Here is a 25,230-nt window from a genome sequence, read left to right on the forward strand (position 1 = left end):
CTTTTATGCTACGCAATTCAAACTATCTGAATAATCAAGGTATCCAACAATGTTTTTACGCCAATGGTTGTACAGTAACCTATTTTTTCTCACACTCATTAGTTTGAGTAGCACAGCGTTTGCAGCAACCGAAATTGGTAGTACCGGCATTTTCTTTAACAACGCCAGTGACGGTACCGTTTATTTTTATTCAGATTCTGGAGAAACAAACTCTCTGGGAAATGCGGATCCCGATGACATCACTGGTAGTGTCCGCCCTTGTGATGGTGATAATGGCGCTGATGGGCTTTCAACAGCAAACACCCTTCCTGTCACCCTTGGTTCAGCAATTTATAATGGACTCGGGTCTAGTACATTTGCACCTAGCAATAGCTCAGGACATTGTTTTTATAAACTATCCAATGGTTCCTATGTAGGCATTGAAAACATGTCAGACTCTGGCGAGACCTCAACAATTGCCGCATCCCGTATTTATGCATGTCCGAGTAGTGCGACGGTAACAGCATCCGGCTTTAACATGGCCAGCCAGTGTATCTCTTCCTCCTCATCCTCACTGTCAAATTTGACAAGAACACTGGCACAGGGCCGGGCACAGGCACAAGCACGCAGCACACGTAAGTCGGCTTCTGATGCCCGAGGTCGCTTTATCAATAACACGCAAGTTCAAAAAACTGCAAAACTGTCTGTAAACGGTTCTAGCGATCAGGGGTCATTGTTGTCAAAAGGTCAACTTGACCGTATCGTTGGTGAACTCAATGGCTGGGTCGGCTACTGGCAAGCGAACTTCGACTACAACTACCGTGAAGAACAAGGCAGCAGTGGAACTCTTACCGGTAAACTAGGTGTGGAAAAAAAGTATGATGACTATGTCACAGGCTTTTATATCGGAACATCATTGGGACGTGCTGAGGTTACAGGCTTTTTTGAAGGTAACGAAGACACAGCAGGCATATCACTGGGAGGATATGTGGTCAAACAGCTAACGCCCGACCTTTATTTTGATGGCTATGGGTCACTTGGTTTTTCCAATAGTACTCTTGCGATAAACAGTGGTTCCATTGATTATGATGGCAGCTATGGCAGTCGCACAATTGTTTTTGGCTCCAGCTTGACTGGCCTGAGTAACTTTTATGGTTACGACCTTCGCCATGTCGGAAATGCTGAATATATCAACATGTATACGGGCAAATACTTTCTCGTCAGTGAAGGCATACGTCAGAAAAATGAAGATGCAACAACACGACAGACAAACCTACGCTACACTCCTGAAGTACGGGTAGAATTGGGAGAAGGAAAGATGCTCTACAGCCCGAGTATTACCTGCGAACACCATAAAGCAGACACCACAACAACCAACTGTGGTGGTGGTATCGGTGCTCATTACATTCACGAAGATGAACTCGGTTCCTACGTAAAATTTGGCGGAAATGTCGCAAGTATTAGCGGACAACGCCGTATGGGAATTTCTCTACTATTGGAACAGAAATTCTAATTCAATAGCCTAATAAAAAAGACCTTACTGCACAGGCCCATCTCATCACTTTGGCGAGGTGGGCCTGTCGTTTATTTATACCAATATTTTTGCATAATTGAGAAAGCTACATCCATTTTTTGCTGGTTATACCCCGCAAAGCCCATAATCATCCCTTGCTGTGGTTTGCCTCGGCGGTAAAAAGGGCTTAGAGGTACAACACTTACCCCAGATTCTGACAATTTCTGACACAGCTGGACATCACACACAGATTGTTTAAACACCGTACACACATGCAATCCCCCATCTGCAGGCAATACGTTTAAAACAGAAGAAAAATCTTGTTCCAGCCTCTCAATCAAATAGCGGCGACGTTCCTGATACAATTTCTTCATACGCCGAAGGTGGCTGGAAAAATAACCTTCCTGAAAAAAGTCCGCCAATGCAGCCTGATGCAGAATAGACGTATGCCCGTCACTATATGATTTAGCCGCTAAAAAGGGCTCAAGCAAGTTTGGCGGAACAACAAGATAGCCCAGCCTGAGGGCTGGAAAAATAATGCGGCTAAATGTGCCCACATACAGCACCCGCCCCTCCCGGTCCAAGCCTTGAAGGGATGATAAAGGTGGGCCATCAAAACGAAACTCACCATCAAAATCATCTTCAATAACCCAGGCGTTACAGCGACGTGCTTCTTCCAATAACCCCAAACGCCGTGCCAAAGACATGGTTGTCCCCAAAGGGTAATTCCGCGATGGTGTCACCATAAAGCTTTTCACATCTGCACAGCGCACCTTATCTAAACACAGCCCCTCATCATCAACTTCTGTGGGCACTGCTATGGCACCAATGCCACGGATCACCCCGTCCATACCGGGATAAGCCGGGTCCTCCACAACAATCCGATCGCCTTTCTCCCACAAAACACGTGCAATTAAGTCAAGCCCCTGCTGTGCACCAGACAAGATGATAACCTGATCAGGGGTACAGTTCAGCCCCCGTGTCGTCTGCAAATACTCACAAACATGTTCACGCAAGGGCTGATAACCCGCAACGGTTTCTGATATGGCAAGCGTTTCCCCGCAAAGCCGCCAACGACGTGACAATAGACGCGCCCATTGATCAAAGGGAAAGTCATCCAAAGCAGGTCGGCCAGACGAAAACGCCCTGTCCTTATCACCTTGTTGATGTCGCTTATGGACATGCAACCATTCTTCTGCCCGCCTCGCAAGTGCGGGTAAATCCTCCCCATAATTTTGTGATACAGCCTTATTGCTCCAGCCCTTTTGCGGCAGATCATGAGTAACATAAACACCTGCCCCCGCTCGGGTTTCAACAAACCCTTCACTATGTAGCAGCTCATAAGCCTGATTGACCGTATTGCGCGATAGGGCCAATACAGCAGCCAATCGACGTGAAGGCAACAAAACGGTTCCCGGCGCTAACCCTCCCGATAAAATATAATCACGCAAGATCATATAAAGACGGCGAAACTTTGGACCATGAAAGCCTTCTTTCCAGCGGGTTTGCACCGTCGCAAGCTGTAAATCATTCAAATTGGCACCATAAAATTAAATAAATTGGAACTTATAATAAGACCAATATTAAGCCACATTCCTTTTCAACAAAAGGAGACAATTATGACCAGCTATCCCATTACAGAACGCACACGGGTTAAAAGAGGCCATGAACGGGCAAATTACGACCAAGAAATTGTTCATGCTATCATTGACGAAGCCTACCTTTGTCACGTTGGTGCCCAAATGAAAGACCGCCCAATGGTTCAACCCACCTTTCATTGGCGGGAAGGCAACAAACTCTATATTCATGGATCAAGTAAAAACGCCCTGTTCAAAAGCTTGCTAGACGGTGTGGAAGCCTGCATTACCATTACACACCTTGATGGTTTGGTTATGGCACGGTCCAGTTTTCACCACAGTGCCAATTACAGGTCTGTCATGATCTTTTCCAAGGCCAAACAGATTGCCCCCCCGGAAGAAAAAAGCCGCCTGCTGGATTTAATGATGAAAAAAATCACGCCAGACCGTTTTGACGACATCAGAAGCGCAAACGAACAAGAACTCAAGGCAACAACTGTTCTTGAATTTAGCCTTCAAGACGTTTCCGCCAAAATTCGCACAGGCCCGCCGGTGGATGACGAAGAAGATTATAGCCTGCCCGTTTGGGCCGGTGTCATCCCGACCACATTAGAAAAAGGTAAACCACTTGACGATCCCCGCTGGTTAGACGATCATGGGGACAAATCACAGGAGATAAAATAATGAGCGGCTGGAGCTGTCCAAACGAAGTTAAGGGCCAATGCGAACATGTAGCGGGGCAAAAATGCGACCCCGGTATGAAAGGCTGTGTCCTGTTTGGAAAGTTCCGCTTTGCCAATACCGAAAAAAACAGCCCCCGACGGGAGCGAGAACGCCAAGAAGCAATGGCCAGTGACAGCGAACAATTAATGAAAACGCGCTCTACTCAGAAATGATCTGATTACGACCATTTCTTTTTGCTCGATAAAGGCGCTCATCAACGATTTTTAAGGCTTCCTCATAACTGGTGTCTTGATCCCATTCCAGCAAGCCGCCACTAATCGTCATTTTCATCGCACCACCACAAGGCAAATCCATCACATTGTTTTCAATGCGCTCACGGATACGCTCCGCCAAAATTTGCGCGCCTTCAAAATGGGTTTCGGGTAAAAGAAGGACGAACTCTTCCCCACCAATTCGCCCCAGGGCATCACTGGTGCGCAAATCATGACCAATCAACTCAACAAGAAGCTTCAGGGCCTCATCTCCAATATCATGACCATAGGTGTCATTGATCTTTTTAAAATAATCAATATCAATCATCAGCACGCATAAAGGGTGCTCGTTACGGTTTGCGCGATAACGTTCAGCCATTGCCGTTTCACTAAAGGCCCTGCGGTTTAAAATCCCTGTCAGGTAATCCGTACGTGCCGCAACTTCCAGGGCTTTTTCCATCTCTTTGCGCTTGGTTATATCATTAAACGCCACAAAAAAGACGTCCTCATTACCAATTTTCAATGGTGTGGCATTGTAAAGCGTCGTCAGCGTCTTCCCCTTGGTTGTGACAAAATCCACTTCCTGATTTGTCACCAACCCATTTTCCCGCACATCCTGTAAAAGGCGTTCCCGGTCTTGCGGATTTTTATAAAGATCCAGAGCAAGCGTTTGGCTGACCTCTTCTTCCTGAAGGTGTACAGCATTACGCGCCTTCTCATTCATCTCAATCAACATGCCGGTTTCAACAGACGAGATCGCATAAGGAATGGGAAGGGCCGCCAGAATTTTCTGCAAACGTTCCTTTTCTTCTTCAGCATGGCGATAATACTGCTGGGCAATCAACTGGTTTTGCACACGGGCCAAAACTTCGGGCATTTGCAAGGGACGTGGAATATAGTCTGCGGCGCCAACCTCAAACCCTTTAATCTTGCTTTCCACCGTATCAGAAGCTGTAATAAAAATAATCGGAATTTCACTGGTCGCTGGTGCCGCCTTTAGACGACTGCAAACTTCAAAACCATCAATCCCCGGCATGACGACATCAAGCAAGATCAAGTCAGGTTTTTGTTGGGCAACGGATTCCAACGCCTGCTCCCCATCACAAGCAGCACGTGTATGGTAGCCATTATTCTCCAGCACTTTACACAGCACTTTCAAGTTGACGATATTATCATCAACAACAAGAATATCATTATCCATAACGCTTTTTTGCAGATTCCAGCTCATACGACCTCGCCAAACCTATCTTTTCGCAGCATAGGAGCAAAAAATTAAATATCAATTTAAATCATAAAAAAAAGATAAAATTGTACATATGTATATATACCTATGCGATCATTCTAAGATGGATCAAGACCGATAACCTTGACCTTGAACAAGCCCTATGAGCCTGTTAAAACAACATACTATAGGCAAATATTACCTATTTTTTTCGTATGAAATTAACGTTAGAATAACTCAAGCATGACATATTGAACCGCCTGTTATTTTCTTACTTATTAAAGTGTCGATCATGAAACGTCGAATTTTTCATATTGCTACTGCCTGTTACCTGGCCCTTTCCCTCTCAGCCTGTGAGGCGCTTGTTATGGGAGAAGGCATTTCCACAATGATTACCGACAAGACACTTTCTGATCATGTCATCTCCACCACAAGCGGGAAAGACTGTTCTACAGTGCGCAAAGAGCTTGGCCTGACATATTGCAAAGAAGACGACCCCCAACTGCTGCGCCAGAAGAAACTGCATTGTTACAATGAATTGGGTAAAGTCACCTGTTATGAAGAAGCAGACCTGAACAGCACTCGCCCCAGTATCGAAGACAAAAAAGTCCCTTATAAAAAGTGGCAATAATGACCTTCCCATCATGGCGTGTCCTTTGGCTTGGTATCCGGCCCAAGACCTTGTCGCTGTCTTTTATGCCTGTGCTGTGTGCTTACATGTTTGCCCACCATGAAGCCTTTGATGTTTCAAACCTGAATTTTGCCCTGATCCTCATGGCAGCATTGTCCATTCAAATGGCGACAAATCTTTTTAATGATGCCCATGATTTTCTGAATGGAACAGATCAGACAAGCCGGATCGGGCCAACACGCATTACTCAAAGCGGCCTTGCCAGCGCACAACAAACAAAAAATGCGGCCATATTCTTCATGGGACTTGCCACTCTCTGCGGAGGGGCTTTGTTGTACTCAGGTGGATGGATCGTAGCCCTTCTGGGCACATTGGCCTTAATTTGCGCTTATAGCTATTCTGCAGGCCCCTGGCCCATTGCACGCAGCCCCTTTGGTGAAGTCTTTGTTCTTGGCTTTTTTGGGCTTGCCGCTTTTTCAGTCAGTTTTTTCCTCATCACAGGCCAATGGGCAACAAACGGCCTGTTATACGGCATAGCCATCGGCTTACCAGCCTGCGCCATTTTATTGCTGAATAACTATCGCGATCTTGAAAATGATGTACAAGCAGGCAGACGCACCCTTGCCATTTGCTTAGGAGATCAAGGGACTAAAATTCTTTTTCCCTTACTTGTTATCACGCCTTACCCGATCCTTGGCTATATTGCCCCTAGCCCCTTTTTTCTAGCTGGCCTGCCTTTAAGCCTTTTGGTTATTTTCAAATTCCTGAACATCACAGACAAACGGCAACTTAACCCGGCTTTAGGTCTCTGCGCTCTAAGCCAGATTGTCATGTGTCTTGGCCTGATCATTGGTTTTATACAGGCATAAAAAAAGGCCCGCCGATGTGGCAGACCTTTTTTCAAAACTGTGTGCGTTTTTACTCGACCAGTTTAATCTCAGAAGCAGCTTCTTTGCCACGGCTTACCGCAACTTCGAAAGACACTTTCTGACCGTCATCCAATTTCTGGATACCGGATGCATGCAATGCTGTAATGTGAACAAACACGTCTTTGCCGCCATCTTCTGGTTCGATAAAGCCGTAGCCCTTAGTTGAGTTAAACCATTTAACTGTACCGTTAGCCATTGGTATTCAATCCTTAAATTCTGTTTTAGTCTGATTCCCTTTCAGGAACATCAAGAGTTCGATATCTACGATCTGTAGGCATAAGGAGAACATAAGGACAGATTTAAGTGCTTCATTTCACAAAAGAAAATACACACCTTAAGGCTGTTTCAGGTTCTTTTTCTAACCAACAACGAGTAAAAACGTAACTCACGTACGTAACACTATGTCTATTTCAAACCAAAAGCAAACCTATTTATGTGACAAAATTTTAGCAGGCGGCTCTCAGAATGCGAAAACAGACCTATAATTCCATATCCCCAGGGGCAACTTGCTCTCGTCGTCCCTCATCCAGCGCCACAACTTTGATCTTGCCATTTCCAACCTTGAACGCATCATAGCCGAAGTCATAAGCTAGGCGCAGCAAGGTGTTTAAGACCTCTTTATCACTGTTACGAAACTTATCATTTTGCATCCAATGATTGGCAATGGACTGCACGACCATCTGTTCAACGGTCATCTCGTTTTGCTTGGCCTTTTCCACCAGCGCCTTAAGCGCCCATTCGCTGACCACATCTTCCTGAATGATGAATTTCTTTTTGTTAACCCGGATAAAATTCGTCATGACCTATACCTGTTATGAATTACACGACGACCCTACAACATCATGCCAAAGACAACAACGCCATAACCAACAATTGCGGGTCATAATAAGGCGTGGTTTGCGGGGTGATCAAACGTCTATCAATCACATCAATCCCTTCGCTACGCAATTTCGCCTTGGTTGCAGGTTTCAAACTTTCCCCATTTTCACTATCAATAAAAACATGGGTTAGCAGGCTGCTGGAAGGACACTCACGCCCTGTATCCTGCTTTAACAAATCCAACAACCTGAAAATAGACTGGTCCACCGGCAGGCCAATTCGCTCAGGATCATTCCCCAAACTGGGCACATAAACCTTGGGGCACTGCTTTTCAGAAATAGCCTGCCCAACCCCCTTAGGCAGCAGGTTCGCCATAATGCTTGAATAAAAGCTACCGGGGGGATAACAGATCAGGTCTGCTTTCGAGATCATCTTTTTCTTTTTTTTCTGTAAAATGGCCTGTGCCTTAACTGGCTTTTTCAGGTTATCCACCAGAAAAAATTCTTTAATCGGGCTGGCAAGCTCCTCGACCTCTTTCCCCGTAATCATATGCTGGCCGCAAACCGTATCGCCATTTTCCAGTTTCACCGCTAAATGCAGATTGTCATTCACAATCGGCGTGACCTGCCCCAAGACGTTTACCAGCTTGGTAAACATAAAGACCACCGGGTCGAGCTTATGATTATGATGAAGATATCCTGCCGCCAAAATCAAGTTCCCGATGCTGGCCCCTTTGAGGTCAAAGTCATCGGGCATATGCTCCACAAACATGGATAAATGATTGGTAATCAGCTTGCGCATAGGATTTTTGATTGCCGCAACACGTGCATCCTTACCATCGGCCATCGCCTTGAGCTGAACAAACAGCTCTTTCTTTTTGGCCTCTTTAGGCAGGCGGTGGGAAAAAAGCTGAAAAATTTCAGGGTTTCCACTGATACTTTCATCCGCCAGCGCCATCATACGCGAACGCATGTCCCCAATTGCAGGCATATGAAACGCCTTGCGCAAAATCGCTGAACTGCCGCCACTATCAAAAGGCGTCACCAGATGGATGGAATTATGGGTAAATTTCTTCAAGACCCGGCTGGTTTGTGTCAAAGCTGTACCACCAGAAAAGAACAAAACACGCGGCCCATATTCCGGTGCCTTTTCATAGCGCGAAATCCGCATGATATCCGGTACAGTCACAGTACGCGACACAACAGTCTTTTTCATAACACTTCAAATCCAGCGGGTTACTTTTCCTTATAATGCAAGTCGTTACATCAAAGGTCCATAAAGTTTTTCATGAAAGTTCAACAACATATATCACGCAAAATGCACCCTATTCAAATAATCCCCACTTTCAAGCTGGATTGGGGGGGCATTTTTCTTTAGGGTCAAAGACATTACCCACTGCCTTCTCCGATGAGTTAAAAAAACTTATGCGCCTTCCCCAATCAGTCCTTGAAAACCTGCATTTTTTATTGGCAGAAACCCAATCACAACTTGCAAACCTGCGTGTCCTTCTTGAAACCGCCTCCCCGACGGTTTCCCAACGAATTTTGGACCGCCAAGGCTATAGCTATAATCTCGCCATGCGGGTCCATGACGGCTGTATCGACGCATTGCGACATGGCAAAAAAGGCGATGTGAATATATTCTCCCTGCGTGCAGCCGAAGCCATTGCCTCTGACCTGGAGCGTATCACCGATATTTGCCATGACTGTGTTAAAATGATGGGAAACCTGTCGCGCAAAGATGCCTTACGTGGACGCAAAAGTGCCAAATTGCTCAGTGACATCGACCAAGGGATTGAACTGATTGAAAAGGCGATTGAAACAGATGATACCCGCATCGCCCTGAAAATCGGCAATATTGAACGCAAGCTTGATATCGCTTATGGGCGCTTGTTTAAGGAACACATCAAAGAGGTACGCAAGAAAAAGCGCCCGGAAGATACAATCACATCCCTATTTATTGCTCACCACATCGAAGAAATGGGCGATATGTTGCTGAGCATCAGTGAGTCCATTATGTCGGCCAAACTGGGCCAGCCCATGCATATTGACCGTTTCCGCTCTCTTAAAACCGCCTTGTCAGACTTGGGACTGATTGATGGCGAAGTGGAAACCATCGCAGAAACCAAATCCGGCAGTGCCATTGCCGGTATCACAGACCCCGAAGCCGATGAAGATGGCTATGTGGCTATTTTCAAGGATGGCAAGAAAGAAAAGCTGAAAGAAGAGCGTGAAAGCGTTGAAAGCTGGCATGAAATCTTCCCCGGCCTTGCCCCACAAATCCTGTCTTATGAAAAACGCGGAAAAAACGCAGCCCTGTTGATTGAGCATCTCCCCGGTGACACCTATGAAAGGATTTTGCTGCAAGAAGATGAAGCCGTCATGCACAAGGCCCTTAAACATCTATGCAAGACCTTGAAAGCTGTCTGGCAGGAAACCAAAAAGAAAAAACAAATCCCAGCCAACCATATGGCACAACTGAAAAAGCGCCTAAGAAATGTATTGGATGTCCATCCCGGCTTTGATGTTCAGCCAGTTAACATCAGTTCAAAAAAGCTGCCTTCCCTATACGAATTAATTGAAACAGCCCAACAGATTGAAGACCAAACGACGCCCCCTTTTTCTGTATATATCCACGGGGATTTTAATCTCGATAACATTATTTTTGATGCCGAAAACAAAAAAATCCGCTTTATCGACCTGCATCGCTCCTGCTATCAGGATTATACACAGGACATATCGGTCTTCATGGTATCAAATTACCGCCTTCAGGTACTGGACAAACGAACGCGCCAACGTATAAAGGCCAGCGCCTTGTACCTTTACGAATTTGCAAAAGAATATGCCGATAAACATAAAGATAAATCCTTTGAAATGCGCATGGCACTTGGGTTGGCCCGTTCCTTTATAACCTCAACACGTTTTATCCTGGATAAAGAGCTGGCAACAGCCATGTTGTTGCGCGGTATTTATATTCTGGAACGTATCGCCCAGCACAAAGATAAAGACATCAAAAGCTTCCACCTGCCTATTAAGGATCTGTTTTCATGACCAATGTAAAAATCGCTGTAATCGGTATTCCCGGTAAATGGTCAACCGAAGTCCTTGCAGACAGGCTGAAAGAAAAAACAGGCTTTCGCCTTGTTCTTAGCATGGCTGATGTCTCTGCCAATCTGGAAAGCGGAACACTCATGGCAGGTTCCCATAACCTGTGTGAGCTGGACGGTATTATCGTCAAGAAAATCAGTCAAATCTACAGCCCTAATACACTGGATCGTATTGAACTCTTGCGATTGGCAGAAAAACAGGGGGTGCGTGTTTTTTCCCGCCCAGACACCATCATTCGCATGATTGACCGTTTGGGCTGCACCATGACCTTGCGCCACGGCGATATCCCCATGCCAGCCACGCGGGTAAGTGAAGATATCAATTTTGCCCTGAAAACGGTGAAAGATTTCGGCGCTGCCGTATTCAAACCGCTTTATTCCACCAAGGCCCGTGGCATGTGCGTGATTGAGAATAACCAGCTAGATGAGCATATTCGTAAAAAAATCGAACAATTCAAACACGATAACCCCATGATGTATATGCAGCAAAAACTGGACCTGCCGGGGCGCGATTACGGTATGGTCTTTTTAGGGGGGCAATATCTTGGCACCTATGCCCGTGTTTCACAAACTGACAGCTGGAATACAACGATTAACAGCGGGGGCAAATATGCCCTACATCAACCACCACAAAGCACTATTGACCTTGCAACCAAGGCTCAAGCCCTGTTCGGTATGGATTTCACCACCGTGGATGTCGCCGATACCCAAAACGGCCCCATCGTATTTGAAGTCTCTGCCTTTGGCGGGTTCAAAGGGGCTTTGGAAGGGGTCGGCATTGATGCCGCCGACCTTTATGCCGACTATGCCATCAAAGAGGTAAGCAAATGAAAACCGCACAAGACGTCGCCAACAAACTGTTGAATGGTCACTCTCTTGTAGAAGGAGAGGTTATCCTTGATCTTGATGGCTATAAAATTGCCGTTCAGTCAAATAGTGGGGCACTGCTTGACAAGCTCGGTATCTATTTTGCTCACACCTTGGGAACAGGTCCAGCAGATTGCGTTGTCACAGCCATTGAATGCCCTGCAACCGACTTGGGCCTAACCTTTACGGACTGGACACGTGAACCCGGCAAGAGCGGACGCAAAGATGCGGTGGCTGACCTTGAAGATTGCCGTCTTGTCCATAAAGTGAGAACGGGCATGCTCTTTTTACAAAGTACGGATCATTTAATTGCTGCGGGCCCTTGTTTGGAAAACGACAATCAGGTGATCAATTACATCAACGTCCAATATATAAATCACCTTCTTCAAAACGGTTCACTGATCTGTCATGCTTCCGGTCTGGTTTCCAACGCAAAAGCATTGGCGATGGCCGGGTTTTCAGGTGGGGGGAAATCCACTCTGATGCTCCATATTTTGGCACAGGACGGTATCAGCTATCTCACCAATGACCGTTTATTTATCAATAACGGTTCTGCCTATGGCATTCCAAAACTCCCCCGTGTCAATCCGGGAACCATGATCCATGATAAAAACCTCAAAAGCCTTTTACCTCCAGACCGGCTAAGGGAACTGGAAAAACTCCCTCAACAACAGTTATGGGATATTGAAGAAAAATATGATGTCTTTATCGAAGATGTCTATGGTCCAGATAAAATCAACCACACTGGCCGCATGGATGCCATCTTGATCTTAAACTGGGAGCGTGAAAGTTCGGCCCCCTGTCGCATTCACGAAGTCGACATTACAGAACGTACTGAACTCTTACAGGCGATCATGAAATCACCGGGGCCATTTTATCAGCTTAAGGATCACAGTTTTTTCAAAGGGGGCATGAAACTTGATGAAGCCCCCTATCTGGAAGTTCTTAAAAATATCAAAATCTATGAAGCCAGTGGCAAAGTCGACTTTGCGTTTGCAAAAGACTATTGCCTGACCCATCTTTTGACATAAGGAACAGACGATCATGCCAAAAGACTTATTCATTTTGCGCCACGGTCATGCAAAAGACATGCACCCAAAGGGGGATTTCGCCCGTGAACTGAAAGATCAGGGGAAACGGTGCGCCCAACGTATCGGCGTCTGGCTCTCCCAAAACGCTCTGGTGCCGGATCATATCTCGGCCTCTCCGGCAGAACGCGCCCTGACCACAGCCCATAAATGCTGCAAATCCGCAGGTAGCCCCACTTCGATCATCAAAGAGATCCCCAGCCTGTATAATGCCGCGCCCGTTGAAATCTTAACGGCTATACAGCAGGCCCCAGCAGATGCCCAACGCGTTATGATTGTGGGGCACAATCCGGGCCTTTCCATTATTGTTGGTCACTTAAGTGAGCAGTATATCTCACTCAGCCCAGCAACCCTTGTCCATTTACAGGTTGAAGAGGATTGGGCCAATGTCGGGAAAGCCCCCCTCAATCTTGTCGATGTTATTGATGCAACCATGCTGCCAAAGACCTTTCCCTTTGAAGGAGCAAACGGAATAGAGCAGCGGATACGTCCCTCTTATTATTATCGCCAGTCCAGTGTGGTCCCTTATCGCTATACAGAAGGAAAACTGGAAATCCTGATGATTTCTTCCAGCCATCATAAACATTGGGTTGTCCCCAAAGGTATTCACGAACCGGGCCTGAGCGCCCAAGACAGCGCAGCCAAAGAAGCCGTTGAAGAAGCGGGGATCACAGGGCATGTTCATCAAGATGTAATTGGTCAGTATGCCTATGAAAAATGGGAATCTACCTGCACAGTCAGCGTCTATCCCATGGAAGTTAAACAAGAGCTTGATGCACCACAATGGGAAGAAAACCATCGCCTGCGCAAATGGGTTTCCCTTGAAAGCGCCGTTCACCTGCTCAAAGATCAGGAATTGGCAAAAATTATCGAAGACCTGCCTGCCTATCTGGAAAAAACCACCTCTAACTAAAGACGAATTACATCATGAAAACAAGCTCACGTTTCAGGCATGATTCTTTACAGGATCAAAGTTCAATCTCTGATCTGCTGACAGCGATTACTCAAGGAATTGAAAAGGGCAAGATCGTCCTTGAAGATGAAAACGGAACCATTACGATGGAACCTTCCGGCTTGCTGCGTCTCAAGGTGTCAGGCTCTCAAGAAGACGAACATAATCGCCTGAACATTAAAATCACCTGGCAAACCGATCAAAATCTCCCCAACAGCCAGAACCTTAAAATATCCCATAAGTAGAAAGGTTGTTTTTGCAACAAATAGCTTTAACTGAAACAAGCTTGTTGATGATTCAATAACTTTTATGGCACTATGAACGACTAATAAAAACGAAATGGCGAGATAAATCACTCTCATGAATCCCTATAATGTGCTTTTGGTTGATAAATCAGAGCCAAGCGACATTGTAATCTGCTTACAAGAGGTTGGAATTTCAAACTTCCAGATCCTGTCTGATCTTGAGTCCTCTTTAGGGATAGAAGAACCTGACCTTGTCATTTACGATCTTAAAGGGGCTGCGTCCCCCATCCATGCTGTTTCCACCTTATCTTCCGCCCCGGCAGTAATTGCTGTGGGCGATGCGGACCAGCCCGAAAAAGCCTTTGACTTACTGGATCAAGGCGCTGATGAAGTTCTCATTCGCCCCTTTGATCCATTGGAAGCCAAACTTCGAATTTCACGCCTGTTAAAAGAACGCAGCAGAAAACAGCGCAAGCAAATCCAGCAACCAGCCTCAATCGACAATCAATTGCGCTATGAAAAGCTGCTTGATCTGTCCATGGACATTATTCTGACCGTGCAAAATGGTGTTATTACCTTTGCAAACAAAACGGCTGAGGCCATGCTGCATTATGGGGACGAATGCCTCACTGGCGTTCACCTATCCAGTATTGCGCAAAACGACTGGGCGGCTGAAATTGAAGAAATCCTGCCTGAACTGGCTGAAACAGGAAGCCGCCTGCCCATGCAGCTTATTGGCCGGGATCAAACCTCAATCCATGCTTTGATCGGTGCGGTTGCCCTGGAAGAAGAAGGGCCAAACACCTATATGGTTGAGGCCGTTGACCGTTCTGAACATAAGCAGGCCCTTGAAAACCTGTTACAACGCGAAAGACGTTATCGCAGTCTTGTTGAACTGTCTTCCAACCTTGTTTTTGTCGTCAGTGGTGGCGTGATCAGTTTTACCAATCCAACATGTGAACGCGCACTCAATAAACATGGGAAACCGGATGGCCTTATTGGTCGCCCGCTGGCCAGTATCGTGGATATTGATTACGTCCCCATGTTGGAAGGGTTGGAAGAACTCGCCGATTTAAAAGAACGCCTGCCTCTAAAATTTCGCTCCCTTGACGGGCAATTCATCGACGTTGTGATGGGTGTAGCCCATATGGATGGCGAACAAGGTAACAGCTTCCTTGTGGAAGCCGTTGATATCAGTGAACAGAAAAAATCAGCCCAAGCCCTGCTGGAGCGCGAAGAACGCCTGAGTGGCATTGTAGACAATGCCCCGGATGCCATCATCACGATGGATGAAAATGGCAAAATCGAATCCTTTAATAATTCTGCGGAAAAGATTTTTGCCTTAAAACGCGGGGAAGCCATCGGCAAAAGCCTGTTTGATTTCGTTGAATTCCCCGCAGGGGAAAGGATGCAGAACAAGGGGGAAAAGCTTCAGGAATGTTCTGCCAAAGAAGCCGTTGGGATTCGTGCGGATCACAGTAAAATCGACATTGACCTGTCGATCAAATCCATGGTGTTCAGTGACCAAAAACGCACGATTGCGATTATTCGCGATGTCACCGTTCAAAAACGTGACCATGAAGAACTCGCCTTTTTGGCAACCCACGACCCGCTGACAAAGCTGCCCAACAGCCATTTCATGCTCAACGCAATTGAGCGTATCACAAAAGTCACCGAAGAAAATACCGACGAAATACATGACTGTAGCGTCCTGTTCATCACTTTGGAGCGTCTAAACAGGGTCAACGATCTGTTCGGCCATCAAATGGTTGATCGCGTCTTGGTGGCTGTGGCCCAAAAGCTAAATGACACAATCGGTTCGGCCAATGTGATTGGGCGTTGGGGCGGCGGTAAGTTTATTGCCATTACATCAGGTTTCAGCCGTGATGAGATCATTCAGGATATCTGCCAGAAAACCCATGACGCCCTGCATGAACCCTTTGTCATTGATGATAATGAAATCGTCATTGGCTGCACTATTGGGATCAGCTGTTACCCAGAAGACTGCGAAAACCCGACCTCACTGGTAAAAAATGCAGGCATGGCGGCCTTTGCCGCACGTCAAAATGAAAAAATGCCGTACATGTTCTATACCAAGGAAATGGAGGCCGAAGCCGAAGAACGTGACATGCTGGAACGCGAACTTCGCCTTGCCCTGGAACAGGACCAGCTGCAAGTTTATTACCAACCCAAAATTGACCTATCCACCGGCCATATTAAAGGCATGGAAGCTTTGGTCCGCTGGATTCATCCTGACCTTGGTTTTATCTCCCCTGTTAAATTTATTCCGATTGCCGAAGAAACAGGGCAAATTGTTAATATCGGTGAATGGATTTTAAGAAGGGCCTGTGAGGATACTAAATTCTGGACCATGAATGGCACGCCACACCTTAAAGTCGCAGTAAACCTGTCGGGTCGTCAATTTGATGATGAGAACCTTCTCAGCAGTGTCAAAGATATCTTGCTGGAAACAGCCCTGCCCCCACAAAACCTTGAGCTGGAAGTCACCGAAAGTTCGTTGATGCGTGATGTGGACCAAGGCATGAAGACCTTAAAAGAATTACGCGAACTTGGCATTACAACAGCAATTGATGATTTTGGCACAGGCTATTCTTCCTTAAGCTACCTGCGTCGTATTCCACTGGATACCTTAAAAATCGACCAATCGTTTGTGCGCAACCTGCATATTGACCCAGATGATGCCGCCATTGCCCGTACCATTATGGACATGGCCGAGAACCTTGGCCTGAACGTTGTTGCAGAAGGGATCGAAATTCAGGAACATGAAGAATTCCTGCAAACAATCCACTGTCATATTGGTCAGGGCTATTATTATTCCAAGCCAGTTCCCGCAGAAGAATTTGGGCAGCTTTTGGCGAAATTTGCCCCAATGGAAGGGTCTGTCTACAACCGCCGCTCAGGCAAGGACAGACGTAAAAGCCCCACAGGAAAAGACCGCCGCAAAGGCCCGGATCGAAGAGTGGACTAACCTTTGAGCCAAACAGAGTTCAAATCACAACAGGCACATGATTTTTGCCCTGCCAGAAATGTTTCAAAATACCATTGCTTGACACTTGTCTCCAGCGCCGTTGTACTTGGTTCGTAACTTACAAGATATTCCAGGACTTCAATTGCCCCATTGGCCGTATCGACAGCCTTCATGCATTTGGCACGATAGTTTAGCTCTTTGGCAATGACGCACTTTTGATTCTCAAGATAAGAACGGGCCTGATCGACAATCGTTTTCAAATATTTGCGTTTTTGATGTTGGGAAAAGTCTGGGCTCTCTTCAGTATAAGATGCAAAAAGCTCTTGTAACTCATAAGCTTGCGCATAATAGTCCGATACAAAAGTGCACCCGACCTGCTTTTCGTCTTCAATAACATCCAACATGGAAACAGCTCTACCCCTACCTAAAACGCAAGCGGGAATCTACCATTCTCTAGACTATTTAGATATTATACCCACGCATACTGTATAAATACGTACCAAATACTTCTTTTGAGGTATCACAATCAATCGAAAGACGTTTTAGTTGTTGCCATATAGATTTCTTCGTTGGTTTGTTGATCCAGTCCCCGCAGTACAATTTCATAGCCCCACAAGACTTTTAGGTGTTTCATGACCTCATCACGCTGGGCTTCATAAAGGGTCACGCCATTTTTTACCCGATGGCGTAAATAAAGGGTCCGGTTTCCCTTCATATTCACATCCATGACCTGAATGTCCGGTTCTTGCAGGGACAAGTTATAGCTTTCAGCCAGTGCATTGCGCACATCACGATATCCCGCATTATTATGAATGGCCGCAATTTCCAGATTGGATTTATTGGCATCATCATGAATGGCAAAGAAACGCATTTTACGCATCAGATGCGGGCTGAGATATTGTAGAATAAAGGACTCATCACGATAATTGGCCCAGGCATCCAAAAGGGTGGCCCGCCAGTCCCCATTCCCCGCAATATCCGGAAACCATTCACGGTCCTCATCAGTCGGGTCCATGCACATGCGCTTGATATCCGTCATCATATTAAATCCCAGCGCATAAGGGTTGATGCCATTATAGCGCTGATCATCAAATTCCGGCTGGAAGACAACGCTGGTATGACTGTGCAACATTTCCAGCATCGCCCCTTCGGTAATAAGCCCTTTATCATATAAACGGTTCATGATGGTGTAATGCACAAAGGTTGCACAGCCCTCGTTCATCACTTTGGTTTGTTTTTGCGGATAGAAATACTGGGCAATATTGCGCACAATACGCAAGATTTCACGCTCCCACGTCGCTAAAATCGGGCTATTTTTTTCCAAGAAATACAGTAAATTTTCTTCGGGCAGCTTAAACATCTCGCGACGTTTTTTGCGTTCAACCTCACTTGGGTCCGGTTCTTCCTTTTCCTCTTCATTTACCGGAACGGTACGCCATAGGTCATTATATGTCCGTTCTTCATATTCTTCGCGTTCCTTCACCTTTTTATGCAGTGCTTCCTTTGACAACTTTGGGGGCCTGCGATAGCGAAACACCCCTTGGTCCATCAAGGCATGGGCTGCATCCAGAATGTCTTCCACCCGCTCGCGGCCATGACGTTCTTCACATTTGGAAATATAATCACGGGCAAAAGAAAGATATTCCAGAATGCCTTCCGCATCGGTCCATTGCTGAAACAGGTAATTATTTTTGAAGAAATGATTATGTCCAAAAGCGGCATGCGCCATCACCAAGGTCTGCATCGCCATGGAACTGTCTTCCATATTATAGCTGATGCAGGGACTGGAATTGATCACAATCTCATAAGCCAGCCCTGCATAGCCACGCCGATAACTATGTTCATCACGTACAAAACGTTTGCCAAAAGACCAATGTTTGTACATCAACGGTAAACCGATAGAAGAATAACAATCCAGCATCTGTTCAGAAGAAATAATCTCAATCTGATTGGGATAAGTATCCAGCCCCAGATCATTATGGGCGATATCTTCAATCGCATCATAGACCGTGGACATCAGATCAAAGGTCCATTCCGACCGGGTAAAGAGGGGTTGAGTATCTTGTTTTGTCATTATGATGCCCCTTTCAGGTCTTTTGCAAACAGCTCCCTAAAGACCCCATAAATATCACCAGCCTGTGCAATTTTGCCCATTTTGAAAAGCGGCCAGCCCTCGCGGACCTGACGATAGGCTTTCCAAAGTGAAGAGCCCCCTTCCCCATTGCGCACAATCTCCATTTCATTTTCATCAACAACTTCGATGTAGGTATAATATTGAACAAAGGGCAAAATATCGTTGTTCAACAAACTGATACAATTGCCACTATCCCCACTGGTATTATCCCCATCTGAGACTTGCGCCCCATAGATATTCCAGATATCGGTCGGGTAACGTTCACGCTGTACCTTTTTCATTTCATCCAAGGCTCGACTGACCACGGTGCCCCCGCTTTCACGGCCATAAAAGAATGTCTCTTCATCAACTTCTGAAGCCACATGGGTATGGCGAATAAAGACAATCTCGGTATATTCATAGCGGCGGTCCAAAAACAGATGAAGCAACAGAAAGAAACGCTTTGCCAAATCCTTTTCCCGTTCCCCCATCGAACCTGAGACATCCATCAGGCAAAACATCACAGCCTTGGAATTGGGTTGTGGCACTTTTTCAAAGGCATGATAGCGCACATCAATGGGATCAATGAAACCAACAACAGCGCGTTTGCGTAACATCTTCTCATGGAGGGCTCTTAGCTCTTCCAATCGGGCCTTTTGCTTTGCCCCTAAACGACTTTTGGCTTCCAGTTCCTTAATCTCTTCTTCAACCTGATCAAGCTCTTCCTTTTTGGGGCGTTTCAAGGCTGTACGCCGTCCCAAGGATTGGCGCATGGTACGTACCAAAGAGATATTGGAGGTCGTGCCCGAGGTCCGATAGCCCGCATGTTTGGTTTGAAAGTTTTTCACATCGGTCAAAGATTTTTTGACCATATCGGGCAATTCAAGGTCTTCAAAAAACAGGTCAAGAAATTCATCACGGGTAAGTGTGAAGGAAAAGTCATCTTGGCCTTCCCCATCTTCGGAAGCTTCCTTGCCTTGGCCCTTGCCACCGCCCCCTTCCGGGCGTGGGATGGTATCGCCGGGGATAAACTCCTTATTTCCGGGAAAAACACGATCCTTTTTACCTGTACGGCCATCATTGAAAAACTTGGGTTCTTCGATCCCTTTGGTTGGGATCGTGATGGTTTCCCCCGTGGATAAATCCTTGATACTGCGATCTTTTAGGGAACGATCCACCACTTCCTTAATACGGTTGCGTGCGCGTTTAACAAACCTTTGCCTGTTGCCCAGGCTTTTGCCTTTTGGGTTTTCGCGGCGGTCTACGAAATATCGCATCTCGATCACCCCGCTTTATTGACACGCATGTACCATTCAACCAGACGCCGGACCTGGCGTTCGGAATACCCGTGTTCTTTCATCCTTTCAACGAACTCCCCATGCTTGGCTTCTGTCTCGCCATCTTTCTTGGTGCCGAAACTGATGACAGGAAGCAAATCTTCCACCTGATTGAACATGTGTTTTTCAATCACATCACGCAGTTTCTCATAGGAGGTCCAGACCGGGTTCTTGCCCTTGTTATTGGCCCGTGCACGAAGCACGAATTTCACCACCTCGTTGCGGAAATCTTTTGGATTGGCAATACCTGCGGGTTTTTCGATCTTGGACAATTCCGCATCCAGAATTTCACGTTCAAACATCTGCCCGGTATCCGGGTCTTTGAAATCCTGTTCTTCAATCCAGGCATCCGCATAAGCGATATAGCGATCAAACAGGTTCTGCCCATATTCGGAATAAGATTCCAGATAGGCCCGCTGAATTTCATTACCGATAAATTCTGCATATTTGGGTGCCAGATCGGATTTAATGAAATTGAGATATTCCTCTTCCTGCTCTTTGGGGAACTGCTCGCGCTTAATCGCCATTTCCAGCACATACATCAAATGCACCGGATCAGCCGCAATTTCTTCGGTATCATAATTGAAGGTTTGGGACAGAACCTTAAAGGCAAAGCGAGTGGAAATCCCCGTCATCCCTTCGTCTACACCGGCCATATCGCGATATTCCTGTACAGAGCGCGCTTTCGGATCGGTATCTTTCAGGTTTTCCCCGTTATAGACCCGCATTTTGGAATAAAGGTTTGAGTTTTCGTGGGCCTTCAAACGGGTCAGGACTGAGAATTGCGCCATGAGCCGCAGGGTCTCCGGGGCACATGTTGCCTCACACAGTTTGGAATTATTCAGCAGCTTTTCATAAATCTTGGTTTCTTCAGAAACACGTAGGCAATACGGCACCTTGACGATACAGATACGATCAAGGAAGGCTTCGTTATTCTTATTATTCTTAAACTGCTGCCACTCACTTTCATTTGAATGGGCCAGCACAATCCCTTGATAAGGGAAAGCCCCAAAACTTTCCGTGCCCAGATAGTTTTCTTCCTGCGTAGCCGTCAAGAGTGGATGAAGCACCTTGATCGGAGCCTTAAACATCTCCACAAATTCCATGATCCCTTGGGTGGTGCGGTTAAGGCCACCGCTAAAACTATAGGCATCCGGGTCATGCTGACTGAAATGTTCCAGTTGACGAATATCCACTTTCCCCACCAATGTGGAGATATCCTGATTATTTTCATCACCGGGTTCGACCTTGGCGACACAGCGTTGATGCAGTTTGGACGGCATCATGCGCACCACGGTAAATTTGGAAATATCCCCGTCAAATTCCTGCAAGCGCTTGGCTGCCCAGGGGGACATCAGACCGGATAATCGACGACGTGCGATACTATATTTATCTTCAAACAAATCGCCAAACTTCTGAGGGTTAAACAGACCAAGGGGAGACTCAAAAACCGGGCTGACATGATTGCCCGCCTTGAGCACATAAATCGGGTCTTCTTCCATCAAAGCCTTGAGCCGTTCAGCAATAGAAGATTTCCCGCCACCAACGGGACCAAGCAGATAAAGCACCTGTTTCTTTTCTTCCAACCCTTGGGCCGCATAATTGAAATAACCGGCAATGCGTTCAATGGTTTCCTCCATCCCATAAAAGTCTTTAAAGGACGGATAGACCTTAATGGTGCGATTTTGATAAATCCGGCTTAAGATCGGATCGCTATTGGTATCAATTAATTCTGGTGCCCCCATAGCAGCAACCATCCGTTCAGCCGCTGTCGCATACATCATGCGGTCTTCGCGACACCCCATGAGATATTCCTGAAGCGCCATTTCTTCCTGACGTTCCTTGGCATATATTTCTGAATATAAATCGAAAACTTCCATGACACGTTCCTCATAAATCCCGGTACGAACCGTTCTGATTTGAAAGGTACAGATGAACGTTTCGCACGTCTCGTTCCTGGTGATTATCCTACTAAACAGGTGGGAATTAAAAATGCTCTTTCAAGGAAGAAACCGCTGATTTTTATAATATTTTTTAATTGACAAGTGCACATTCCCAGTTTCTAAATTCGGTTATGAATGTACAACAATTCCTCCCCCTTGGTTTGGCCTTTATCATGTTTGCAGTGGGCAGTGGCCTGCGAGTTGAAAACTTTCAACAGGTCTTACAGGCTCCCAAAGCTTTATTCATTGGTCTGGCAAACCAAATCATCCTCCTGCCTCTTATAGGTTTCGTTATTGCCAGCCTTTACACCGGGCCTGTTGAATTTGCCTTGGGCCTCATGATTTTGGCGGCTTGCCCCGGTGGTATTACCTCAAACCTGCTTGCCGTTTTAGCCGGAGGAAATGGGGCTCTGTCTGTCAGCATGACGGCCATCACCAGCTTACTTTCCATTGTGACGGTCCCTGCTGTGCTTACGGTCTCACACTCTTTCCTGATGGGTGAACAGACATCAATCGACATGCCCGTGGGCCGTATTATGGCAGGTATTTTCCTGATTACAGCCTTGCCCCTTTGTCTGGGCATGTTTTTTAACGCCAAAAAACCACAGACCTGTCAAAAATTCAGTAAAGCAATTCGTCATCTTGCAACACTCATTTTTGCCCTGATTGTTGCAGGCGCCTTTATCAGTAACCGGGAAAATATCAGCTCACATTTTCTGGATGTAGGGTTTGCTCTGGTTCTTTTGAACTGCATCACCATTGCCTTTGGCTTTCTGAGCGCACGATACCTTCAAATCAGTCAACCAGAACGCATTACCATTGCGTTGGAATGCGGACTCCAAAATGTCGCTTTGGCAATTTTTCTGGCCTTAAATGTTTTAAATCAACCTGACCTGATGGTTCCCGCAATCATTTATGCCTTGGTCATGAATGTCAGTGCTGTTGTAATTATATGGTTTGCTCGCAAGTTTAAAACCGTTCAAACTGCATAAAAGTTTTTTTGAGAATTATTCGCAATAACCATTGACAATCACTCGCATTTGCAGCATTGTGCACTGCGTTACAGGGGAGTTGATCTCGCAAGTTAACCTCTTTTGTAGCTGTTGCTCTCTTTTTTAAGAGTAGCTATTCACTACCTTCCGCACGCAAAGGCCCCGTTACCCCGACGGGGTCTTTGCACTTTCTGGACCCTGAGTTTAAAACATCTCTTCATCCAGTGCCATCATGGACGCCCCACCAGCCATGATAGAGGCAAACAAGCTGCTTGTTTGTGGCAACAGCTTTTGCATGAAGAAACGTGCCGTGATCATTTTCGCCCGGTAGAAATCTGCGTCTTCCCCATCCGTTTTGTCTTTGGCGATTTCCACCATACGACACCACATATAGGCCAGTGCGACAAAGCCAAATAAACGCAAAAATTCCGTTGCCCCAGCTGCGGCCTCTTCCGGTTTTCCAAGGCCGACACGCGCAAGCTGGCCTGTCGCCTGTTGCAAGCGACCAAAAGCTTTGGCTAAAGGCTGGACGAATTCGCCCATTTCCTCATCCATCATATATTTTTCAATATACGCCTGAACCGGATGGAAAAAGCGGCGAAGATAGCGTCCAGCCTTGCTTGGCATTTTGCGCCCGATTAAATCCAGCGCCTGAATGCCATTGGTGCCTTCATAAATCTGGGCGATCCTACAATCGCGAACATATTGTTCCATACCATGTTCGCGAATAAACCCATGACCACCAAAGACTTGCATCCCTATATTGGTGCTTTCAAAGCCTAAGTCTGTAAAAAGCGCTTTCACAATCGGTGTCATTAACTGAACAAATTCATCAGCCTCTTGACGGCGTTTTCCATCAGGATGTCTGCGCGAGATATCCAGCTCTTCAGACACCCAGCCCCCAAAGGCACGACAACCTTCAATATAGGCACGCTGCGTCATCAACATACGACGTACATCCGGGTGAACAATGATGGGATCAGCAGATTTATCGGGATGTTTCACCCCACTGAGGGAACGCCCCTGCAACCGTTCTTTGGCATATTCCACTGCCCCTTGATAGGAGGCTTCGGCCAAGCCCAGACCTTGCATACCCACCGCAAGACGGGCCGCATTCATCATGGCGAACATACCACGCATGCCTTTATTCAGCTCCCCAACCAGCCAGCCTTTTGCCCCATCAAAATTCATCACACAGGTAGAAGAGGCTTTGATCCCCATTTTATGTTCAATCGCCCCACAGGAGACCCCATTTTTTTCACCCGGTTCCCCATTTTCATCCGGGATAAATTTCGGCACGATAAACAGGCTAATGCCTTTAATTCCCTCAGGTGCATCTGGTGTGCGGGCCAAAACAAGATGAATGATATTTTCTGTCAGGTCATGTTCCCCGGCAGAAATAAAAATTTTCGTCCCTGTCACCGCATAAGAGCCATCTTCTTGCCCTTCCGCCTTAGTGCGACACAGACCCAAATCGGTCCCGCAATGGGGTTCGGTCAAACACATGGTCCCCGACCAGCGCCCCTCAACGAGCTTGGGAAGATAGGTCTCTTTCATCTTATCATCGGCAAAGGTATGAAGCGAATGATAAGCGCCATGTGACAGGCCGGGATACATACCAAAGGACAAGTTGGCCGAACAGATCATTTCTGCAATCATATTATCCACGACCTTGGGCATACCCATGCCACCGTAAGCCGGGTCACATGCCAGTCCGGTCCAGCCACCGTCGCAAAACATCTGATAGGCGTCTTTAAAGCCCGTAGGTGTCGTGACCTTGCCCCCTTTAAACACACAACCTTCTTCGTCCCCGCTACGGTTTAAGGGGAAGAGAACTTCTTCGGTGATTTTGCCGGCTTCTTCCAAAACCGGGTCAATCACATCACGGGTTGCCTCTTCATAGCCCGGCATCTCACTGAACATGTCTGCGTTCATCAGTTCATACATCACAAACTGCATATCGCGAATAGGTGCTTTATAATTTGCCATTGCC

At 46.5% G+C, this 25,230-nt stretch carries 22 protein-coding genes; 12 read left to right on the forward strand and 10 right to left on the reverse strand.

Annotated features, from left to right (window positions below; all coding sequences use genetic code 11):
• Positions 1–49 precede the first annotated feature (49 nt).
• On the forward strand, positions 50–1,492 hold the full coding sequence (locus E4K71_RS07955) for a hypothetical protein (RefSeq protein WP_135078398.1): 1,443 nt from the start codon (positions 50–52) through the stop codon (positions 1,490–1,492).
• Positions 1,493–1,563: 71 nt separating this feature from the next.
• Here E4K71_RS07955 and E4K71_RS07960 read toward each other — a convergent pair whose 3' ends face one another.
• Complete coding sequence (locus E4K71_RS07960; RefSeq protein ID WP_135078400.1) at positions 1,564–3,027, reverse strand: PLP-dependent aminotransferase family protein; 1,464 nt, start codon at positions 3,025–3,027, stop codon at positions 1,564–1,566.
• An 84-nt stretch (positions 3,028–3,111) separates the two neighbouring features.
• Between E4K71_RS07960 and E4K71_RS07965 the strand changes: the two genes are divergently transcribed.
• Together E4K71_RS07965 and E4K71_RS07970 are read left to right on the forward strand one after the other, a co-directional pair.
• The gene (locus E4K71_RS07965; protein WP_135078403.1) at positions 3,112–3,753 is read left to right on the forward strand and encodes a pyridoxamine 5'-phosphate oxidase family protein; all 642 of its coding nucleotides are present in this window, start codon (positions 3,112–3,114) and stop codon (positions 3,751–3,753) included.
• A complete protein-coding gene (locus E4K71_RS07970; protein ID WP_135078405.1) occupies positions 3,753–3,965 on the forward strand; it encodes a hypothetical protein in 213 nt (70 codons plus the stop codon). Before E4K71_RS07965 ends, E4K71_RS07970 begins: the two co-directional genes overlap by 1 nt.
• Here the strand turns inward: E4K71_RS07970 and E4K71_RS07975 are convergent.
• On the reverse strand, positions 3,952–5,232 hold the full coding sequence (locus tag E4K71_RS07975) for a diguanylate cyclase (RefSeq protein ID WP_135078407.1): 1,281 nt from the start codon (positions 5,230–5,232) through the stop codon (positions 3,952–3,954). The two genes, E4K71_RS07970 and E4K71_RS07975, sit on opposite strands and share 14 nt — an antisense overlap.
• Before the next feature lie 286 nt (positions 5,233–5,518).
• On the opposite strand from E4K71_RS07975, the gene E4K71_RS07980 reads away from it, so the two are divergent.
• Both E4K71_RS07980 and menA read left to right on the forward strand, forming a co-directional pair.
• Positions 5,519–5,857 carry a hypothetical protein gene (locus E4K71_RS07980; RefSeq protein WP_135078409.1) on the forward strand — a complete coding sequence of 113 codons (339 nt, stop codon included), beginning with the start codon at positions 5,519–5,521 and terminating at the stop codon, positions 5,855–5,857.
• Positions 5,857–6,726 carry a 1,4-dihydroxy-2-naphthoate octaprenyltransferase gene (gene menA, locus E4K71_RS07985; RefSeq protein ID WP_135078411.1) on the forward strand — a complete coding sequence of 290 codons (870 nt, stop codon included), beginning with the start codon at positions 5,857–5,859 and terminating at the stop codon, positions 6,724–6,726. Before E4K71_RS07980 ends, menA begins: the two co-directional genes overlap by 1 nt.
• Before the next feature lie 49 nt (positions 6,727–6,775).
• Here menA and E4K71_RS07990 read toward each other — a convergent pair whose 3' ends face one another.
• The 3 genes from E4K71_RS07990 to E4K71_RS08000 all read right to left on the reverse strand — a co-directional run bounded on the left by E4K71_RS07990 (position 6,776) and on the right by E4K71_RS08000 (position 8,820).
• The gene (locus tag E4K71_RS07990) at positions 6,776–6,982 is read right to left on the reverse strand and encodes a cold-shock protein (RefSeq protein ID WP_135078413.1); all 207 of its coding nucleotides are present in this window, start codon (positions 6,980–6,982) and stop codon (positions 6,776–6,778) included.
• A gap of 283 nt (positions 6,983–7,265) precedes the next feature.
• Positions 7,266–7,586 carry a hypothetical protein gene (locus tag E4K71_RS07995; RefSeq protein WP_135078415.1) on the reverse strand — a complete coding sequence of 107 codons (321 nt, stop codon included), beginning with the start codon at positions 7,584–7,586 and terminating at the stop codon, positions 7,266–7,268.
• Between the two features lie 40 nt (positions 7,587–7,626).
• Complete coding sequence (locus tag E4K71_RS08000) at positions 7,627–8,820, reverse strand: GAK system CofD-like protein (protein WP_135078417.1); 1,194 nt, start codon at positions 8,818–8,820, stop codon at positions 7,627–7,629.
• A gap of 209 nt (positions 8,821–9,029) precedes the next feature.
• Between E4K71_RS08000 and E4K71_RS08005 the strand changes: the two genes are divergently transcribed.
• The 6 genes from E4K71_RS08005 to E4K71_RS08030 all read left to right on the forward strand — a co-directional run bounded on the left by E4K71_RS08005 (position 9,030) and on the right by E4K71_RS08030 (position 16,852).
• On the forward strand, positions 9,030–10,655 hold the full coding sequence (locus E4K71_RS08005) for a phosphotransferase (RefSeq protein ID WP_135078419.1): 1,626 nt from the start codon (positions 9,030–9,032) through the stop codon (positions 10,653–10,655).
• Complete coding sequence (locus E4K71_RS08010) at positions 10,652–11,542, forward strand: GAK system ATP-grasp enzyme (RefSeq protein WP_135078421.1); 891 nt, start codon at positions 10,652–10,654, stop codon at positions 11,540–11,542. The genes E4K71_RS08005 and E4K71_RS08010 overlap by 4 nt, the downstream gene beginning before the upstream one ends.
• Entirely contained in the window at positions 11,539–12,609 is a 1,071-nt protein-coding gene (locus E4K71_RS08015; RefSeq protein ID WP_135078423.1) for an HprK-related kinase B, read from the forward strand. Before E4K71_RS08010 ends, E4K71_RS08015 begins: the two co-directional genes overlap by 4 nt.
• 13 nt (positions 12,610–12,622) lie before the next feature.
• A complete protein-coding gene (locus tag E4K71_RS08020) occupies positions 12,623–13,579 on the forward strand; it encodes an NUDIX domain-containing protein (RefSeq protein WP_135078425.1) in 957 nt (318 codons plus the stop codon).
• 14 nt (positions 13,580–13,593) lie between these two features.
• Positions 13,594–13,863, forward strand: a complete 270-nt coding sequence (locus tag E4K71_RS08025; protein ID WP_135078427.1) for an amphi-Trp domain-containing protein — start codon at positions 13,594–13,596, stop codon at positions 13,861–13,863.
• 115 nt (positions 13,864–13,978) lie between these two features.
• Positions 13,979–16,852, forward strand: coding sequence for an EAL domain-containing protein (locus E4K71_RS08030; protein WP_135078429.1), 2,874 nt, complete (start codon positions 13,979–13,981; stop codon positions 16,850–16,852).
• Here E4K71_RS08030 and E4K71_RS08035 read toward each other — a convergent pair.
• The 4 genes from E4K71_RS08035 to E4K71_RS08050 form a co-directional block, all read right to left on the reverse strand.
• On the reverse strand, positions 16,849–17,256 hold the full coding sequence (locus tag E4K71_RS08035) for a hypothetical protein (protein ID WP_135078431.1): 408 nt from the start codon (positions 17,254–17,256) through the stop codon (positions 16,849–16,851). The genes E4K71_RS08030 and E4K71_RS08035 overlap by 4 nt on opposite strands.
• A gap of 122 nt (positions 17,257–17,378) precedes the next feature.
• Positions 17,379–18,926, reverse strand: coding sequence for a SpoVR family protein (locus E4K71_RS08040; RefSeq protein ID WP_135078433.1), 1,548 nt, complete (start codon positions 18,924–18,926; stop codon positions 17,379–17,381).
• The gene (locus E4K71_RS08045; RefSeq protein WP_135078435.1) at positions 18,926–20,242 is read right to left on the reverse strand and encodes a YeaH/YhbH family protein; all 1,317 of its coding nucleotides are present in this window, start codon (positions 20,240–20,242) and stop codon (positions 18,926–18,928) included. The genes E4K71_RS08040 and E4K71_RS08045 overlap by 1 nt, the downstream gene beginning before the upstream one ends.
• A 5-nt stretch (positions 20,243–20,247) precedes the next feature.
• The gene (locus E4K71_RS08050) at positions 20,248–22,182 is read right to left on the reverse strand and encodes a PrkA family serine protein kinase (RefSeq protein ID WP_135078437.1); all 1,935 of its coding nucleotides are present in this window, start codon (positions 22,180–22,182) and stop codon (positions 20,248–20,250) included.
• 194 nt (positions 22,183–22,376) lie between these two features.
• On the opposite strand from E4K71_RS08050, the gene E4K71_RS08055 reads away from it, so the two are divergent.
• Entirely contained in the window at positions 22,377–23,237 is an 861-nt protein-coding gene (locus E4K71_RS08055) for a bile acid:sodium symporter family protein (protein WP_135078439.1), read from the forward strand.
• 204 nt (positions 23,238–23,441) lie between these two features.
• Here E4K71_RS08055 and E4K71_RS08060 read toward each other — a convergent pair whose 3' ends face one another.
• Entirely contained in the window at positions 23,442–25,226 is a 1,785-nt protein-coding gene (locus E4K71_RS08060) for an acyl-CoA dehydrogenase C-terminal domain-containing protein (RefSeq protein ID WP_135078441.1), read from the reverse strand.
• Positions 25,227–25,230 lie beyond the last annotated feature (4 nt).

Source organism: Terasakiella sp. SH-1 (assembly GCF_004564135.1).
Taxonomy (GTDB): Bacteria; Pseudomonadota; Alphaproteobacteria; order Rhodospirillales; family Terasakiellaceae; genus Terasakiella.

What these genes read in the sequence shown, in the direction of transcription:
- E4K71_RS08030 (WP_135078429.1), top strand. Translation starts at nt 13,979, where the DNA reads ATGAATCCCTATAATGTGCTTTTGGTTGATAAATCAGAGCCAAGCGAC.
- E4K71_RS07955 (WP_135078398.1), top strand. Translation starts at nt 50, where the DNA reads ATGTTTTTACGCCAATGGTTGTACAGTAACCTATTTTTTCTCACACTC.
- E4K71_RS08020 (WP_135078425.1), top strand. Translation starts at nt 12,623, where the DNA reads ATGCCAAAAGACTTATTCATTTTGCGCCACGGTCATGCAAAAGACATG.
- E4K71_RS08010 (WP_135078421.1), top strand. Translation starts at nt 10,652, where the DNA reads ATGACCAATGTAAAAATCGCTGTAATCGGTATTCCCGGTAAATGGTCA.
- E4K71_RS08050 (WP_135078437.1), bottom strand. Translation starts at nt 22,182, where the DNA reads ATGGAAGTTTTCGATTTATATTCAGAAATATATGCCAAGGAACGTCAG.
- E4K71_RS07995 (WP_135078415.1), bottom strand. Translation starts at nt 7,586, where the DNA reads ATGACGAATTTTATCCGGGTTAACAAAAAGAAATTCATCATTCAGGAA.
- E4K71_RS07980 (WP_135078409.1), top strand. Translation starts at nt 5,519, where the DNA reads ATGAAACGTCGAATTTTTCATATTGCTACTGCCTGTTACCTGGCCCTT.
- E4K71_RS08000 (WP_135078417.1), bottom strand. Translation starts at nt 8,820, where the DNA reads ATGAAAAAGACTGTTGTGTCGCGTACTGTGACTGTACCGGATATCATG.
- E4K71_RS07965 (WP_135078403.1), top strand. Translation starts at nt 3,112, where the DNA reads ATGACCAGCTATCCCATTACAGAACGCACACGGGTTAAAAGAGGCCAT.
- E4K71_RS08035 (WP_135078431.1), bottom strand. Translation starts at nt 17,256, where the DNA reads ATGTTGGATGTTATTGAAGACGAAAAGCAGGTCGGGTGCACTTTTGTA.
- E4K71_RS08025 (WP_135078427.1), top strand. Translation starts at nt 13,594, where the DNA reads ATGAAAACAAGCTCACGTTTCAGGCATGATTCTTTACAGGATCAAAGT.
- E4K71_RS08060 (WP_135078441.1), bottom strand. Translation starts at nt 25,226, where the DNA reads ATGGCAAATTATAAAGCACCTATTCGCGATATGCAGTTTGTGATGTAT.
- E4K71_RS08045 (WP_135078435.1), bottom strand. Translation starts at nt 20,242, where the DNA reads ATGCGATATTTCGTAGACCGCCGCGAAAACCCAAAAGGCAAAAGCCTG.
- E4K71_RS08005 (WP_135078419.1), top strand. Translation starts at nt 9,030, where the DNA reads ATGCGCCTTCCCCAATCAGTCCTTGAAAACCTGCATTTTTTATTGGCA.
- E4K71_RS08015 (WP_135078423.1), top strand. Translation starts at nt 11,539, where the DNA reads ATGAAAACCGCACAAGACGTCGCCAACAAACTGTTGAATGGTCACTCT.
- E4K71_RS07990 (WP_135078413.1), bottom strand. Translation starts at nt 6,982, where the DNA reads ATGGCTAACGGTACAGTTAAATGGTTTAACTCAACTAAGGGCTACGGC.
- E4K71_RS08055 (WP_135078439.1), top strand. Translation starts at nt 22,377, where the DNA reads ATGAATGTACAACAATTCCTCCCCCTTGGTTTGGCCTTTATCATGTTT.
- E4K71_RS08040 (WP_135078433.1), bottom strand. Translation starts at nt 18,926, where the DNA reads ATGACAAAACAAGATACTCAACCCCTCTTTACCCGGTCGGAATGGACC.
- menA (WP_135078411.1), top strand. Translation starts at nt 5,857, where the DNA reads ATGACCTTCCCATCATGGCGTGTCCTTTGGCTTGGTATCCGGCCCAAG.
- E4K71_RS07970 (WP_135078405.1), top strand. Translation starts at nt 3,753, where the DNA reads ATGAGCGGCTGGAGCTGTCCAAACGAAGTTAAGGGCCAATGCGAACAT.
- E4K71_RS07975 (WP_135078407.1), bottom strand. Translation starts at nt 5,232, where the DNA reads ATGAGCTGGAATCTGCAAAAAAGCGTTATGGATAATGATATTCTTGTT.